The following is a 14,159-nucleotide window of genomic DNA, read 5'->3' on the forward strand; positions in this document are numbered from 1 at the left end:
CCGTCCCTCGTGCGACTCCATCCGCGGGCCTTCGTGGGCTGGTCGCGCAGTTCCCCGCGCCCCTTCGGGGCGCTCTGCTCAGCCGAAGAAGACGCCGACCTCCGTGTACAGCGCCGGGTCCACCGTCTTCAGTTTGGCCGTCGCCTCCGCGATCGGGACGCGGACGATGTCCGTGCCCTTGAGCGCGACCATCTTGCCGAAGTCGCCGTCGCGCACGGCCTCGATCGCGTGCAGGCCGAAGCGGGTGGCGAGCCAGCGGTCGAAGGCGCTCGGGGTGCCGCCGCGCTGGACGTGCCCGAGGACCGTAGTGCGCGCCTCCTTGCCGGTGCGCCCCTCGATCTCCTTGGCGAGCCACTCGCCGACCCCGGAGAGGCGGACGTGCCCGAAGGAGTCCTGCGTACCGTCCTTGAGGACCATCTCGCCGTCCTTGGGCATCGCCCCTTCCGCGACGACGACGATCGGGGCGTACGACGCCTTGAAGCGCGAGGTCACCCACGCGCAGACCTGGTCGACGTCGAAGCGCTGCTCGGGGATGAGGATGACGTTGGCGCCGCCCGCGAGGCCCGAGTGCAGGGCGATCCAGCCCGCGTGCCGGCCCATGACCTCGACGACGAGAACACGCATGTGGGACTCGGCGGTGGTGTGCAGCCGGTCGATCGCCTCGGTCGCGATGCCGACCGCCGTGTCGAAGCCGAAGGTGTAGTCGGTGGCGGAGAGGTCGTTGTCGATGGTCTTCGGAACGCCGACGACCGGGACGCCGTACTCGTCGGTGAGGCGCGCGGCGACACCGAGCGTGTCCTCTCCGCCGATCGCGATCAGGGAGTCGACCTCGTACTTGGCGAGGTTCTCCTTGATGCGGCGCACGCCGTTCTCCGCCTTGAACGGGTTGGTGCGCGAGGAGCCGAGGATGGTGCCGCCGCGCGGCAGGATGCCGCGGACCGCCGGGATGTCGAGCGGGACGGTGTCGCCCTCCAGCGGACCGCGCCAGCCGTCCCGGAAGCCGACGAAGCCGTAGTCGTACTCCTGAACGCCCTTGCGGACGATGCCCCGGATGACGGCGTTGAGCCCGGGGCAGTCGCCGCCCCCGGTCAGTACGCCGATTTTCTTGGCCCCCATGGAGGAGTCCCTTCGCCTCAGTGACCTGACGCGAGTCACGCTAATGGTGATCCAGGTCACTCAGGGACGGGGTGGACGGTCAATTCCTCTGCCACGCTGGGGAGTTGATCACGAGCGTTCACTCTTACGAGGGGTCACGCGTCGTCGGCCTTGTCGGCCTTGTCGGCCTTGTCGATGCCTCGCTCTATCGCGTACCGCACCAGCTCCACCCTGTTGTGCAACTGGAGCTTGCCCAGGGTGTTCTGGACGTGGTTCTGCACGGTGCGGTGGGAGATGACCAGGCGCTCGGCGATCTGCTTGTAGCTCAGGCCCTTGGCGACCAGGCGCAGGACCTCCGTCTCGCGGTCGGTGAGCCGCGGCGCCTTGGAATCCTCCGGGGTGCCCGCGGCGGGCTCGGTGGCCAGGCGGCGGTACTCGCCGAGGACCAGGCCCGCGAGGCCCGGCGTGAAGACCGCGTCGCCGACGGCCGTGCGGCGCACCGCGTCGACCAGCTCTTCCGTGGACGCCGACTTCAGGAGATAGCCGGTGGCGCCGGACTTGACCGCCTCCAGGACGTCGGCGTGCTCGCCGCTCGCGGAGAGGACGAGGACGCGCAGCGCGGGGTTGGCGGCGACCAGTTCCTTGCAGACCTGGACGCCGGGCTTCAGCGGGAGGTTCAGATCCAGGACCAGGACGTCGGGGGCGGCGGCCTGCGCGCGGCGGACGGCCTGCTCGCCGTCCCCCGCCGTGGCGACCACGTCGAGACCGGCCTCGGCGAGGTCACGGGCGACGGCGTCCCGCCACATGGGGTGGTCGTCGACGACCATGACCTTGACGGGGACCGCTCCCCCGCCGGTGTCCGTGGCCGGTTCCCGCGGATCCGCCTGCCGGTCCAGCTGACTCTGCTCGCTCATCGTGTCCTTCCTGCCTTCCCCCGTGTGTCCCGCGCCGCTTCGCGCGGGACTTTCAGTTCCACTTCCGTGCCCTGGCCCGGCACCGAGATCAGCTCGGCCGTGCCCCCGATCTCCCGCAGCCGCCCCCTGATCGACAGGGCGACGCCGAGACGCCCCTCCCCCTCGGCCTCGGCGAGGCGGCCCTCCGGGATGCCGGGCCCGTCGTCCCTGACCGTGACGATCACCGCGCCCGGCTCGTCCTCGACCAGGATCCAGGCGTGCGCCTCGGGTCCGGCATGTCTGCGGACATTGTCCAGTGCGGCACTGACAGCGGCCGCCAGTTCCCTCGCGGCGGGCGGCGCGAGGAGCACCGGGGCCCCCGGCTCGGAGAGCGTCACCTTCGACCCGGCGTGCCGGGCGAGGAGCGGGCGCAGATCGCGGGGCACCGAGCCGTCGGCGTCGTACTCCTCGTCCGGTTCCTCGACGGCACGTACGAGCGCGCCCTGCGAGGCGTCCTCCGAGACGTGCGAGGCGGGCACCAGCCCCCCGGCGACCAGGGTGCGCAGCGCCACCTCCTGCTCGCCCGCGAGCCGGCCCAGCTCCGCCGCCTCGCCGCCGATGGCGGTGCCGCGCCGCTGCACCATGGCGAGGACCTGGAGGACGCTGTCGTGGATGTCACGGGCGAGGCGTTCGCGTTCGCGTGTCGCGGCCTCGATCTCCAGGGCGCGGGCGAGGGTGCGCTCGGAGGCGCGGGCCACCTCGACGACGTATCCGATGGCGATGGAGGCGATGCAGACGAGCAGGACGTTGTGGACGGTGTCGCGGCTGAACGCGCCGCGCTGCACCACGTTGGCGACGCCCACCAGCAGGGACGCGAAGGCCGCCCAGCGCCAGCCGCCCTTGATGGCGTAGGCGAGGACGGCCCCGGCGGTCCATATGGAGGGCAGCGTCGGGCCGCCGTCGAGGATCCGCTGGTGCGAGTAGGCCAGCGGCGTGAGCAGGATGCCGGCGATGGCCACGGTCAGGTCGATGACGAGGAACCGCTTGGTGCAGCTCGCGGCGTTCGCCACGCGGGGCAGCGTGCCGATCGTCCAGGCGGCGAGCACGACGAAGTAGGCGATGGCCACCCAGGGGTGGTCGAGCTTCTCGTGCGCCGCCGCGAACAGCCCGATCGCGTACAGCATCGTCAGGACGCGGTAGCCGACGAGCGCGCGCCAGAGCGGCTGCTCGACCGACATCCGCATGACTCTCTCGCGCTTGGCCATGTCCCCCACCGCCGTCTTCCCGCCCCTGAACGGACGCGGCTAGGAGCCGGTCCGTTCCTTGTCCCCCGACGTGTCCCCCGCCTTCTCCGCCGCCTTCTCGGCCGCCTTTTCGAGCGCCTTGGCGGCCTTCGCGGCCTCGGTGATCTGGCGCTTCGCGGCCGTCGCGTACATGTCGACGTACTCCTGGCCGGAGAGCTTCATGATCTCGTACATGACCTCGTCGGTCAGCGCCCGCAGCACGAAGCGGTCCTGCTCCATGCCCTGGTAGCGGCGGAAGTCGAGCGGCTTGCCGATGCGGATGCCGGGGCGCATCAGCTTCGGCATCACCTTGCCGGGCGGCTGGATCTTCTCCGTGTCGATCATGGCCACGGGGAGCACCGGCGCACCGGTGGCGAGCGCCACGCGCGCGAGGCCGCCCGGTTTACCGCGGTAAAGGCGTCCGTCGGGCGAGCGCGTGCCCTCGGGGTAGATGCCGAACAGCTCGCCGCGCTCCAGGACCTCGATGCCGCTCTTGATGGCCGCCTCACCCGCGCCGCGCCCTCCGGAGCGGTCCACGGGAAGCTGGCCGACGCCCTTGAAGAAGGCGGCGGTGAGCTTGCCCTTCACACCGGGCGAGGTGAAGTACTCCGCCTTGGCGATGAAGGTCACCTTGCGGTCGAGGACCGCGGGGAGGAAGAAGGAGTCCGAGAAGGAGAGGTGGTTGCTCGCCAAAATCGCGGGGCCCTCGGCGGGGACGTTCTCAAGGCCCTCCACCCAGGGCCTGAAGCCGAGCTTCAGCGGCCCTCCGATGGCAACCTTCATTGCGCCGTAGATCAAACCGAGTGCCTCCTGTTTCTGTGGATCAGACCTTAACCCGGGGTACGGCCAATGGGCCCGACGACCCTGGTCGGTGTCAGTCCGGTCGCGTACGGTGAAGTACTCCTCTCCACTCCTCGCAAGCTGTCACCCCCTTTTTTCACACCCCCCTTGCCCCATCAGCCCCGTTGTCACATCTCACGAAGGAGACCGAAGGTGCCGGTCCTCCCCGGAGCCGAGCCGTTCCGCCACGAAGGCGGCGAGGTCGGCGTCCTGCTCTGCCACGGCTTCACCGGATCCCCGCAGTCGCTGCGCCCCTGGGCCGAGTATCTGGCGGAGCGCGGCCTGACCGTCTCGCTGCCGCTCCTTCCCGGGCACGGCACCCGCTGGGAGGACATGCAGGCCACCGGCTGGCAGGACTGGTACGCGGAGGTGGAGCGCGAGCTGCGCGGCCTCCTGGAGCGGTGCACGCGGGTCTTCGTCTTCGGCCTCTCGATGGGCGGCACGCTCACGCTCCGCCTCGCGGCGAAGCACGGCGACGCCATCAGCGGCATCGTCCTGGTCAACCCGGCGAACAAGCTGCACGGCCTGTCCCCCTACGCGCTGCCGGTCGCCCGGCACTTCGTACGGACGACGAAGGGCATCGCCAGCGACATCGCCAAGCCCGGCTCGGTGGAGATCGGCTACGACCGGGTGCCCCTGCACTCCGCGCACTCCATGCGCGTCTTCTTCCGCATGGTCGACGGGGAACTGCCGCAGGTGACCCAGCCGTTGCTGCTGCTCCACAGCCCGCGCGACCACGTGGTGCCGCCCGCCGACTCGGCCCGCGTCCTCAGCCGCGTCTCGTCCAGGGACGTCACGGAGATCCTGCTGGAACAGAGCTACCACGTGGCGACGTTGGACCACGACGCGGACCGGATTTTCGAGGAGAGCTACGCGTTCATCGGCCGGCTCGCCCCCAGCGTCGGTAAGGAAGGGACGGCCACCGGTGGCTGAGCACGAGGCGGACCGCGACGAGAGCCGCGACGAGAGCCGCGAGCCCGAGAAGAACCGCGAGCCCGACAAGGGCGCCGAGAAGAGCGCCGAGAAGAACAAGGTGCCCGGCGACGACGGGCTGCCGCTGGACGAGGACGCCGCTTGGCAGGCGATCGTCGCGGGGTACGGCGAGGAGCCCGCGGATCCGCCGGGCGCGAAGCCCTTCAAGTCGGTCGAGGACCTGGCGCTTCTGGAGCCCGAGAGCAACGGCCCGGCGGGCGCCGCCCCCACGCAGGACGGCCCCGCGAAAGACGCCCCCGACGCCGAGTCCGGCCCGGGACCCGGCGCCGACAAGCCGCTCGGCAGCTCCGTCTCCTTCGCTCCCGGCGTCGGCGGACCGCGCGACTACACCGCCCCGGAGCCCTCCGAGGACGACTTCGACGCGGACGACGAGGGGCACTTCGTGCCTCCGGAGCCGCCGGGGCTGCCCGAGGCGGACGTGACGGCCAAGTTCGCCTGGCTCGCGGTGCTCGGCGGCCCGCTCCTCATCCTGCTCGCGGTGCTGTTCGGCTGGCAGATGACGTGGTGGCTGACCACGCTCGGCCTCGGCGGCTTCCTGGGCGGCTTCGCCACGCTCGTCATGCGGATGAACAGCGGTGACGAGGACGAGGACGACGACCCGGGACGCGGCGCCGTCGTCTGAGCCTCACCGCTCCACGAGCCTCACCACAGCACGAGCCTCACCACAGCACGAGCCTCACCGCGCGGCGGGAACCTTGAGGGCGGCCAGGACCGGCAGATGGTCCGTGGCCGCCCTCAGGTCCTCCTCCGTCACTCCGGGCAGCCCCAACGGCACACCGCAGCCGAGCACTTCGACGCCCGGCGTGGCGAAGAGCGCGTCGATGCGCTGGTGCGGATCTCCGGGCGTCGAGGTGTTCTCGCCGCCCCAGGGCCGCGCCACCCAGCAGTCCTGGAGCGCGGCGGCCAGCCTTTTGAACGTACGGCCGCCAGGACGCTCATTGAGGTCGCCGCCCGCGACCGCGTGCTCCACGCCGAGCCCGGCGAGCCGCTCCAGCAGCATCCCGCCCTGCGCGTACCGCTCGTCGGATTGCAGGCTCAGGTGACAGCTCAGGACGCCGAGCCGGGCGCCCCCGAAACGGACGACCGCCGTCGCGAAGCCGCGCCGGTGCAGCCCCGGGGTGAGGGGCAGCAGCACGTCCTCGGTGCTCTCCACGGTCGCCCGGAGCGAGCAGAGCAGCGCGGGTCCGGACGCGGTGCCGCCCCCGGAGAGGATCACCAGGTCGGCCGCGCGCGCGAGACGGGCCAGCTTCTTGCGCCAGCGGAAGAACCGCGGCGCCTCCTGGACCAGGACGAGGTCGGGGGCGCAGGCGGCGATGACCCGGGCGAGCGCGTCGGTGTCGTCGCGCATCGAGCGGATGTTGTAGCTGAGCACCCGGACGACGGCGGAACCGTCGGATTCGGTGCGCGAGTTGGGGAGCGAGGAGGTCGAACTCGTCGGCATGGCGATCAAGATACGCGAACGCGGGACGGCGATACGCGAACGCCGGCCGGGCTGGGGAGATCCAGTCCGGCCGGCGTTCGAGGACGAGCGCAGCGCGATCGACGGCGCTAGGAGCGCGGGGTCACATGACCGGGTCGGGCTCCCGTGCCAGGTCCGCCGCGCCGACCAGACCCGCCTTGTTGCCCAGCTGGGCGGCGATGACCTGGGCCTCGGGGCGCCAGGCGGCGCCGACGAGCCAGCGCTTGAAGGACTTGCGGATCGGGTCGAGGACCAGCTCGCCCTCGTCCGAGAGGCCGCCGCCGACGATGAACGCCGACGGGTCGAAGAGCGACGCCAGGTCGGCGAGGCCGGCGCCCGCCCAGCGGGCCAGCTCGCGGTAGGAGTCGATGGCGACGGCGTCGCCCTGCCGCGCGGCCATCGAGATGTGCTTGCCCTCGATGCCGTCGGGGGTGCCGTCACCCAGCGAGAGGAGGTACTCCGCGTTCTCGGGTGTCGCGTTGGCCCGCTGGCGGGCGTAGCGCACGAGGGCGCGCCCGGAGGCGTACTGCTCCCAGCAGCCCTGGCTGCCGCAGCCGCAGAGCAGCCCGTCCGGGACCATCCGGATGTGGCCGAACTCGGCGGCCACGCCGAAGTGGCCGCGGCGCAGCTTGTTGCCGATGATGATGCCGCCGCCGAGGCCGGTGCCGAGCGTGATGCAGATGACGTTGCGGTGGCCCTTGCCGCCGCCGAACCTGTACTCGCCCCAGGCGGCCGCGTTGGCGTCGTTCTCCACGACGACCGGCAGACCGACGCGCCTTTCGACCTCGTCCTTGAGCGGCTCCTGCCGCCAGTCGATGTTCGGCGCGAAGTAGACCGTGGAGCGCTGGCGGTTGACGTAACCGGCGGCGCCGATGCCCACGCCGACGATCTCGTGTCCGGCCCGCGCGCCTTCCACGGCGGAGGCGATCGCGTCGACGATGGCCTCGGACGTTCCGGGGGTCGGCACCTTGAAGGTCGAGAGGATGTTGCCGTCCTCGTCGACCACTCCGGCCGCGATCTTGGTGCCGCCGATGTCGACGCCGATGGTGAGTCCCATGAATCCCTCAGTTCGATCGAACCCCGCTAGGGCCACCGTACCCGAGGGGGGGGTCAGTCGAGATCTATGTGTTCCCCGGGTGCGGGGCCGTCGTCCTTGCGGTCGGGGCCGGGTGCGGGGGTGCCCGGGGTGTCGCCGCGGGTCCAGCGGCCCTCCTGGCCGCGGGCCGCCGAGCGGTAGGCGGCGAGCAGCTCGGAGCCTGCGGCGGCGAGGTGGTCGAAGACGTCGGGGTTGCGCTCGATGACCGGCTCGACCGCGGCCTTCGCCTGCTGGACGACCTGCTTCACGGTCTGCTCGACGACGCCCTGGCCGACCGCGCCGAGCAGTGGTGCCTGGAGCCCGGAGAGCTTCTCGGAGACGGCGTCGACGAGCTTGCGCAGCTCCTCGGCGGCCGTGCCGGGCTGCGGCCCGTACTGGGCGCGGCGGCGGGCCTGTTCCGCCGCGAGGTCCTCGGCGCACGCCTGCTCCCAGGCGTCGGCGTCGGCTTCGGGGGCTTCGCGCCCGGTGGCATCGCTCATACCACTCGACGTTACCCGAATGGGGGTACCCCGTTCACCGTCCTTGCGGCCACAGGTCCGGGTCGGGCGCGAACCGCACTCTCAGCTCGCCCTCGCGCAGCCCGGCCCCGGCGACCGTGCAGCGGCGCAGCGCGGACGGCAGGGTGACGATGCGGCGGTGGGCCCCGGCGGTGACGACGAGCTCGTCACCGCGCCGGATCAGGCCGAGCTGCTCGCGTACGGCGCCGGGGAGCGGGATGTGCCAGACGTACGCGTGTCCGTCCTCGTCGGCGGGCGCCCGGGTGACGGGCCACTCGATGGGATCGGAGGCGGCGGTGGGGGCGGGCACGCGCAGGGCGGTGAGGTCGTCGGCGCCGCGCGGGTCGTGGCCGAGGTGGCGGACCCTGCCGACCTGCTCGTACGTGGCGTCCCACTCGTCCAGCGTCTTGTGCTGCTGCGCGCAGAGCGCCGCCAGCCAGGTGTCCGTGGAGGCATCGGGCAGGACGCGGTTGGCGATCAGGAGGTCGGTGCGCAGGCCCTGGAGGGCGAGGCCGGTGGCGGTGGCGGCGACGGCGTCGGCGCCCGCGGGGCCCGGCTCGGCGACCAGGCGCACGGTGGTGGTGGGGGCCTCGACCACGGCCTGGGCGGCGGCGAGTTCGGCTTCCCCGCGGGCGGCGGTCTCGTACATCCAGGCGGCGGGCATCGGGACGCCGGCGAGGCGGCCGAGCATGGGGCGCAGCGCGCGGGCGGCCTGCCGCTCGGGCGGCAGGAGCCTGCGCAGATAGCGGCGCAGCTGCTCGGGCAGGGCGAGGAGCGCGAGGGCTTCGGGGGCGGGCGGCAGGTCGACGACCACGGTGTCGTGGGCTCCCTCGCCCGCGGCGTCGCGCAGGGCGCGCAGCAGGGCCAGTTCGACGCTGCCGGGCAGCGGGGTCAGCTCCTCGCCGTCGAGCCGCTCGGCGCCGAGCAGGTCGAGGGCGGAGGCGGCGCGTTCCTGGAGGGCGAGCAGGTCGTCCCGGAAGCGGTCGGCGGGCGCCAGGTGCCGCACGGTGAGCCCGGGGTGCGCGTCCGTGCCGCCGAGCACCGCGCGCAGGGTGTCGGTGCGGTCGGCGCCGATCACCAGCGTGCGGTGTCCTGAGCGCGCGGCGGCGAGCGCCGTGGCGGCGGCGACGGTGGTCCGTCCGGAGCCGCCGGGGCCGGTGACGAGGAGGGTGCGCATAACGCTGAACCGTACGTCAACGGCGCTCCCGCGCCGCGGGAGGCGTCAGCTCACGCCTCCCTGGACTCCACCCGCTTCTTCAGTCCCGCCAGGGCCCGGTCGATGATGACCTTCTCGGCCTTGCGCTTGATCATGCCGAGCATGGGGATCTTGACGTCCACGATCAGCTTGTAGGTGACCTCGGTGCCGGAGGCCGTGGGCTTCAGGAGGTAGGAGCCGTCCAGGGAGCGCAGCATCTGGGACTTGACGAGGGTCCAGCTGACTTCGTTGTCCCCGGTCCAGGTGTAGCCGAGCGTCTGGTCGTCCTTGATCGCGCCCGCGTCCATGACCAGGCGGACCTCCTTGGCGCGGCCCTGCTCGTCGGTGGCGAGGACCTCGGCCTCCTTCACCTCTCCGGTCCAGTCCGGGTAGCGAGCGAAGTCGGCGATCACTCCCATGACCTCGGCCGGGGCCGCCTCGATCGTGATGCTCGAGCTGGTGTGTTCCGCCATCGCTGTGGCTCCTCCAGATGCGGTCCGGTGCGGCTCTACCGCGTGAAGGCTACCGCGCGCCACGGAGTCACCACTCCAGGGCCCAGGGTCTGCCGGACCCGGCGAAGTGGCCCACGTTCACGCACTCCGTCGCGCCGACGCGCATGCGCCGGACCAGGGGCTGGTGGACGTGGCCGAAGAGCGCGTACTTCGGGCGTGTGGAGCGGATCGCGTCGAGCAGGGCCCGGCTGCCGCGCTCGAAGCGGCGGGCGACGGTGTCGTAGAGGAGTTCGGGGACGTCCGGGGGGATGTGGGTGCACAGGACGTCGACCTCGCCGACCGCCTCGATCTTGGCGGCGTACTCCTCGTCGCTGATCTCGTACGGCGTACGCATCGGGGTGCGCAGGCCCCCGCCGACGAAGCCGAAGACGCGTCCGCCGATCTCGACGCGCTCGCCGTCGAGGACGGTGGTGCCGGGCCCGGCGTATTCAGGCCACAAGGCCGGCATGTCGACGTTGCCGTAGGTGGCGTACGTGGGGGTGGGGAAGGCGGCGAAGAGTTCCGCGTACTGCTTGCGGACCGCGCTCTCGACCGCAGGGCCGCGGTCGACGCCCGCCCACAGCCGCCTGCCGAACTCCCTGGCCTCCTCGAAGCGGCGGGCGGTGCGCAGCTCCACCAGCCTGGTCGCGTTCGCCGCGCCGAAGAGGTCGGGGAAGATGCCACGCGCGTGGTCGGCGTAGTCGAGGAAGAGCACGAGGTCGCCGAGGCAGACGAGCGCGTCGGCGCCGTCCCCCGCGCGGGCGAGGTCCGCCGCGTTGCCGTGCACGTCACTGACCACGTTGACCCGGAAAGCTGGCATGCCGATCACCCTAGGACGGGTGTCCGGCGGGCGGTAGGGGCGGGGGCGGCGGCCGGACCTGCGGTTACTTCCGAGTCGGGAAGGCGGTGGCGTACTGTGCGGTTCAGACCAACGGCGACGTGTGACGCACCGAACATCTGGGGCCGCCCCCCTACCGAACAAGCCATACCGATGGGTAACGTCCGGGCAGTCCAGTAGTGCTCAGCCCCCACTCGACTGAGCGCCTGCCCGATCTTGGACCGCACCGTCGCAGCACACAACGTCGTGGCGCCGGCGCCCTATGTAGGAGCAGCAGTCTTGCGCGAGTTCAGCCTTCCGGCCCTGTACGAGGTCCCTGCGGACGGCAATCTGACCGACATCGTCCGTAGAAATGCCGCGCAGCACCCGGATGTCGCCGTCATCGGCCGCAAGGTCGACGGCAGCTGGCAGGACGTAGACGCCAAGACCTTCCTCGCGGAGGTGCGCGCCACCGCCAAGGGTCTGGTCGCCGCCGGTGTGCGGCCCGGCGACCGCGTCGGCCTGATGTCCCGTACGCGCTACGAATGGACGCTTCTCGACTTCGCCATCTGGAGCGCGGGCGCGGTGACCGTGCCGGTGTACGAGACGAGTTCGGCCGAGCAGATCCAGTGGATCCTCGGCGACTCCGGTGCCGTCGCCTGCCTCGTCGAACTGGACGCGCACGCCGCCGCCGTGGAGTCCGTACGCGACCGGCTGCCCGCCCTCGCGCACGTCTGGCAGATCGACAAGGGCGGCGTCGAGGAGCTGAAGAGCGCGGGCGCCGAGGTCACGGACCAGACCCTCGACGAGCGCTGCGCGGCCGCCGGCGCCGACGACCCGGCCACCATCGTCTACACCTCGGGCACCACGGGCCGCCCCAAGGGCTGTGTGCTGACCCACCGCAGCTTCTTCGCGGAGTGCGGCAACGTGGTGGAGCGCCTCAAGCCCCTCTTCCGCACGGGTGAGTGCTCGGTCCTGCTCTTCCTGCCCGTCGCCCACGTCTTCGGACGGCTGGTCGAGGTCGCCGCGCTGATGGCGCCGATCAAGCTGGGCCACGCGCCGGACGTCAAGAACCTCACGGACGAACTCGCCTCCTTCCGGCCGACCATGATCCTGGGCGTTCCGCGCGTCTTCGAGAAGGTCTACAACTCGGCGCGCGCCAAGGCGCAGGCCGAGGGCAAGGGCAAGATCTTCGACAAGGCCGCGGACACGGCGATCGCGTACAGCCGCGCGCTCGACACGTCCTCGGGTCCCTCTCTCGGCCTGCGGATCAAGTACAAGATCTTCGACAAGCTGGTCTACAGCAAGCTGCGCGCGGTCCTCGGCGGCCGCGGCGAGTACGCGATCTCCGGCGGCGCCCCGCTCGGCGAGCGCCTCGGCCACTTCTTCCGCGGCATCGGCTTCACGGTCCTGGAGGGCTACGGCCTGACCGAGTCCTGCGCGGCCACCGCCTTCAACCCCTGGGACCGCCAGAAGATCGGCACGGTCGGCCAGCCGCTGCCCGGCTCCGTCGTGCGCATCGCGGACGACGGCGAGGTCCTGCTCCACGGCGAGCACCTGTTCTCGCGCTACTGGAACAACGAGGGCGCCACCGAGGAGGCCCTCGCCGACGGCTGGTTCCACACCGGCGACATCGGCACCCTCGACGAGGACGGCTATCTGCGCATCACCGGCCGCAAGAAGGAGATCATCGTCACCGCCGGCGGCAAGAACGTGGCCCCGGCCGTGATCGAGGACCGTATCCGCGCACACGCGCTGGTCGCCGAGTGCATGGTCGTCGGCGACGGCCGCCCCTTCGTGGGGGCACTCGTCACGGTCGACGACGAGTTCCTCGGCCGCTGGGCCGCCGAGCACGGCAAGCCCGCGGGGTCGACGGCGTCCTCCCTGCGTGACGACGCGGATCTGCTCGCGGCGATCCAGAGCGCGGTGGACGACGGCAACGCGGCGGTCTCCAAGGCGGAGTCCGTACGGAAGTTCCGTGTGCTGTCCTCGCAGTTCACGGAGGAGTCCGGGCATCTGACGCCGTCGCTGAAGCTGAAGCGGAATGTGGTGGCGAAGGATTACGCGGACGAGATCGAGGCGATTTACCGCGGGTAGCGTCGGTGGGGCCGCCCACTCGCCGTGGGGGGCCTTGCTCGTCTCGCGACTGCCGGTCTCGTCGTGGTTGCTCGCGCAGTTCCCCGCGCCCCTGAAGCAGGGGCTCCGCCCCGCTTCCCATAAAAGCGGGCGCAGCCCGGCTTTTAGGGGCGCGGGGAACTGCGCGAGGACCCCATGACGGCCGGCAGGTGGGCGAGAACCCCCGGTCGCGGCGCTAAAGCAGCTCCCGGAGCCTCTCCGCCAGGAGGTCCCAGCGCCACCTCTCCTCAACCCAAAGGCGCCCCCGCCCGCCCATGCGCTGCCGCAACTCCGCGTCCGCGAGCAACGCGGTGATCCGATCCGCCGCCTCCTCCGGGGCGCCGCCCCGCACGACCCAGCCCGTCTCCCCGTCGAGGACCGCGTCCGGCGCGCCCCCGGAGTCCCCTGCGACCACGGGCAGCCCCGTCGCCGACGCCTCCAGGTAGACGATCCCGAGGCCCTCCACGTCCAGGCCCCCGCGCCGCGTCCGGCACGGCATCGCGAAGACGTCCCCCGCGCCGTAGTGCGCGGGCAGCTCCTCCCACGGCACCGACCCGGTGAAACGGACGGAGCCCGCGACGCCGGTCTCGGCGGCCAGCTTGCGGAGGTCGTTCTCGTAGGGTCCGCCTCCGACCACCAGAAGCACCGCCTCCGGCTCGGAGGCGAGAATCCTCGGCATGGCGAGGATCAACGTGTCCTGGCCCTTGCGCGGCACCAGCCGCGAGACGCACACGACGACAGGGCGGTCGGCAAGGCCGAGCCGCGCCCGCACCGCATCGCCGCCCGACCCCGGGTGGAACGTCTTCTCGTCGACCCCGGGCGGCAGTTGGACCATCCGGCCGGCCGCCGCGGGCGACAGCGCCGCCGCGATCCGGGAGCGCGTGTACTCCCCGAGATAGGTGACGGTGTCCGTCGACTCGCCGATCCTGCGCAGCAGTTGGCGCGAGGCGGGCAGCTGGGCCCAGCCGGCCTCGTGCCCGTGCGTCGTGGCCACGAGCCGCTTCGCCCCCGCCCTCCGCAGCGCGGGCGCCATGAGTCCGAGCGGCGCCGCCGCCCCGAACCACACCGACGTACAGCCGTGTTCGCGCAGGAGCGAGACGGCGCGGCGGGTGACGCGCGGGGTCGGGAGCAGCATCGTCGTGGGGTCGCGTACGACCTCGAAGGGCTGCTCGGCGTCGAAGGCCGCGGTGGCCTCGGCGCCCTCGCGGCCGCGCTTCCAGGTGGAGGCGTAGACGACGAGCTGCTCGGGGTCCAGGCGCAGCGCCATGTTGTGCAGGAACGCCTGGATGCCACCGGGCCTGGGCGGGAAGTCGTTCGTGACGATCAGGGTCTTGTGCATCGCGCCTGACAGTACCGAAAACCGCCGATCGCGCCGAAAGCGGCCG

The 14,159-nt window shown here is 71.9% G+C and carries 14 protein-coding genes; 3 read left to right on the forward strand and 11 right to left on the reverse strand.

Annotated features, from left to right (window positions below; all coding sequences use genetic code 11):
* Positions 1–78: 78 nt before the first annotated feature.
* The 4 genes from CP975_RS09275 to CP975_RS09290 all read right to left on the reverse strand — a co-directional run bounded on the left by CP975_RS09275 (position 79) and on the right by CP975_RS09290 (position 4,054).
* A complete protein-coding gene (locus tag CP975_RS09275) occupies positions 79–1,116 on the reverse strand; it encodes a 6-phosphofructokinase (protein ID WP_055527377.1) in 1,038 nt (345 codons plus the stop codon).
* 134 nt (positions 1,117–1,250) lie between these two features.
* The gene (locus CP975_RS09280; RefSeq protein ID WP_055527376.1) at positions 1,251–2,009 is read right to left on the reverse strand and encodes a response regulator; all 759 of its coding nucleotides are present in this window, start codon (positions 2,007–2,009) and stop codon (positions 1,251–1,253) included.
* A complete protein-coding gene (gene macS, locus CP975_RS09285; RefSeq protein WP_055527398.1) occupies positions 2,006–3,253 on the reverse strand; it encodes a MacS family sensor histidine kinase in 1,248 nt (415 codons plus the stop codon). The genes CP975_RS09280 and macS overlap by 4 nt, the downstream gene beginning before the upstream one ends.
* A 39-nt stretch (positions 3,254–3,292) precedes the next feature.
* Entirely contained in the window at positions 3,293–4,054 is a 762-nt protein-coding gene (locus tag CP975_RS09290; protein ID WP_055527374.1) for a lysophospholipid acyltransferase family protein, read from the reverse strand.
* Between the two features lie 210 nt (positions 4,055–4,264).
* Here CP975_RS09290 and CP975_RS09295 point away from each other — a divergent pair, with 210 nt between their 5' ends.
* Both CP975_RS09295 and CP975_RS09300 read left to right on the forward strand, forming a co-directional pair.
* Positions 4,265–5,044 carry an alpha/beta hydrolase gene (locus CP975_RS09295; protein ID WP_055527372.1) on the forward strand — a complete coding sequence of 260 codons (780 nt, stop codon included), beginning with the start codon at positions 4,265–4,267 and terminating at the stop codon, positions 5,042–5,044.
* Complete coding sequence (locus CP975_RS09300; RefSeq protein WP_055527370.1) at positions 5,037–5,726, forward strand: hypothetical protein; 690 nt, start codon at positions 5,037–5,039, stop codon at positions 5,724–5,726. The genes CP975_RS09295 and CP975_RS09300 overlap by 8 nt, the downstream gene beginning before the upstream one ends.
* A gap of 54 nt (positions 5,727–5,780) precedes the next feature.
* Here the strand turns inward: CP975_RS09300 and CP975_RS09305 are convergent, their stop codons facing one another.
* The 6 genes from CP975_RS09305 to CP975_RS09330 form a co-directional block, all read right to left on the reverse strand.
* Entirely contained in the window at positions 5,781–6,545 is a 765-nt protein-coding gene (locus CP975_RS09305) for an endonuclease/exonuclease/phosphatase family protein (RefSeq protein ID WP_055527368.1), read from the reverse strand.
* Positions 6,546–6,666: 121 nt separating this feature from the next.
* The gene (locus tag CP975_RS09310; protein ID WP_030783713.1) at positions 6,667–7,620 is read right to left on the reverse strand and encodes an ROK family glucokinase; all 954 of its coding nucleotides are present in this window, start codon (positions 7,618–7,620) and stop codon (positions 6,667–6,669) included.
* Between the two features lie 53 nt (positions 7,621–7,673).
* Complete coding sequence (locus CP975_RS09315) at positions 7,674–8,138, reverse strand: DUF5304 domain-containing protein (RefSeq protein ID WP_055527366.1); 465 nt, start codon at positions 8,136–8,138, stop codon at positions 7,674–7,676.
* Between the two features lie 34 nt (positions 8,139–8,172).
* Positions 8,173–9,333, reverse strand: a complete 1,161-nt coding sequence (locus tag CP975_RS09320; RefSeq protein ID WP_055527364.1) for an ArsA family ATPase — start codon at positions 9,331–9,333, stop codon at positions 8,173–8,175.
* A gap of 50 nt (positions 9,334–9,383) precedes the next feature.
* A complete protein-coding gene (locus CP975_RS09325; protein WP_055527363.1) occupies positions 9,384–9,824 on the reverse strand; it encodes an SRPBCC family protein in 441 nt (146 codons plus the stop codon).
* 67 nt (positions 9,825–9,891) lie between these two features.
* On the reverse strand, positions 9,892–10,662 hold the full coding sequence (locus tag CP975_RS09330) for a metallophosphoesterase family protein (RefSeq protein WP_055527397.1): 771 nt from the start codon (positions 10,660–10,662) through the stop codon (positions 9,892–9,894).
* 297 nt (positions 10,663–10,959) lie between these two features.
* Here CP975_RS09330 and CP975_RS09335 point away from each other — a divergent pair, with 297 nt between their 5' ends.
* Positions 10,960–12,756, forward strand: a complete 1,797-nt coding sequence (locus CP975_RS09335; protein WP_055527361.1) for an AMP-dependent synthetase/ligase — start codon at positions 10,960–10,962, stop codon at positions 12,754–12,756.
* Positions 12,757–12,970: 214 nt separating this feature from the next.
* Here CP975_RS09335 and CP975_RS09340 read toward each other — a convergent pair whose 3' ends face one another.
* Entirely contained in the window at positions 12,971–14,113 is a 1,143-nt protein-coding gene (locus CP975_RS09340) for a glycosyltransferase family 4 protein (protein WP_055527359.1), read from the reverse strand.
* Positions 14,114–14,159 lie beyond the last annotated feature (46 nt).

Source organism: Streptomyces alboniger, from assembly GCF_008704395.1.
GTDB lineage: Bacteria > Actinomycetota > Actinomycetes > Streptomycetales > Streptomycetaceae > Streptomyces > Streptomyces alboniger.

Excerpts from the sequence above, each read along its gene's own strand:
- CP975_RS09275 (WP_055527377.1), bottom strand. The coding sequence starts at position 1,116 with ATGGGGGCCAAGAAAATCGGCGTACTGACCGGGGGCGGCGACTGCCCC.
- CP975_RS09280 (WP_055527376.1), bottom strand. The coding sequence starts at position 2,009 with ATGAGCGAGCAGAGTCAGCTGGACCGGCAGGCGGATCCGCGGGAACCG.
- macS (WP_055527398.1), bottom strand. The coding sequence starts at position 3,253 with ATGGCCAAGCGCGAGAGAGTCATGCGGATGTCGGTCGAGCAGCCGCTC.
- CP975_RS09290 (WP_055527374.1), bottom strand. The coding sequence starts at position 4,054 with ATGAAGGTTGCCATCGGAGGGCCGCTGAAGCTCGGCTTCAGGCCCTGG.
- CP975_RS09305 (WP_055527368.1), bottom strand. The coding sequence starts at position 6,545 with ATGCCGACGAGTTCGACCTCCTCGCTCCCCAACTCGCGCACCGAATCC.
- CP975_RS09310 (WP_030783713.1), bottom strand. The coding sequence starts at position 7,620 with ATGGGACTCACCATCGGCGTCGACATCGGCGGCACCAAGATCGCGGCC.
- CP975_RS09315 (WP_055527366.1), bottom strand. The coding sequence starts at position 8,138 with ATGAGCGATGCCACCGGGCGCGAAGCCCCCGAAGCCGACGCCGACGCC.
- CP975_RS09320 (WP_055527364.1), bottom strand. The coding sequence starts at position 9,333 with ATGCGCACCCTCCTCGTCACCGGCCCCGGCGGCTCCGGACGGACCACC.
- CP975_RS09325 (WP_055527363.1), bottom strand. The coding sequence starts at position 9,824 with ATGGCGGAACACACCAGCTCGAGCATCACGATCGAGGCGGCCCCGGCC.
- CP975_RS09330 (WP_055527397.1), bottom strand. The coding sequence starts at position 10,662 with ATGCCAGCTTTCCGGGTCAACGTGGTCAGTGACGTGCACGGCAACGCG.
- CP975_RS09340 (WP_055527359.1), bottom strand. The coding sequence starts at position 14,113 with ATGCACAAGACCCTGATCGTCACGAACGACTTCCCGCCCAGGCCCGGT.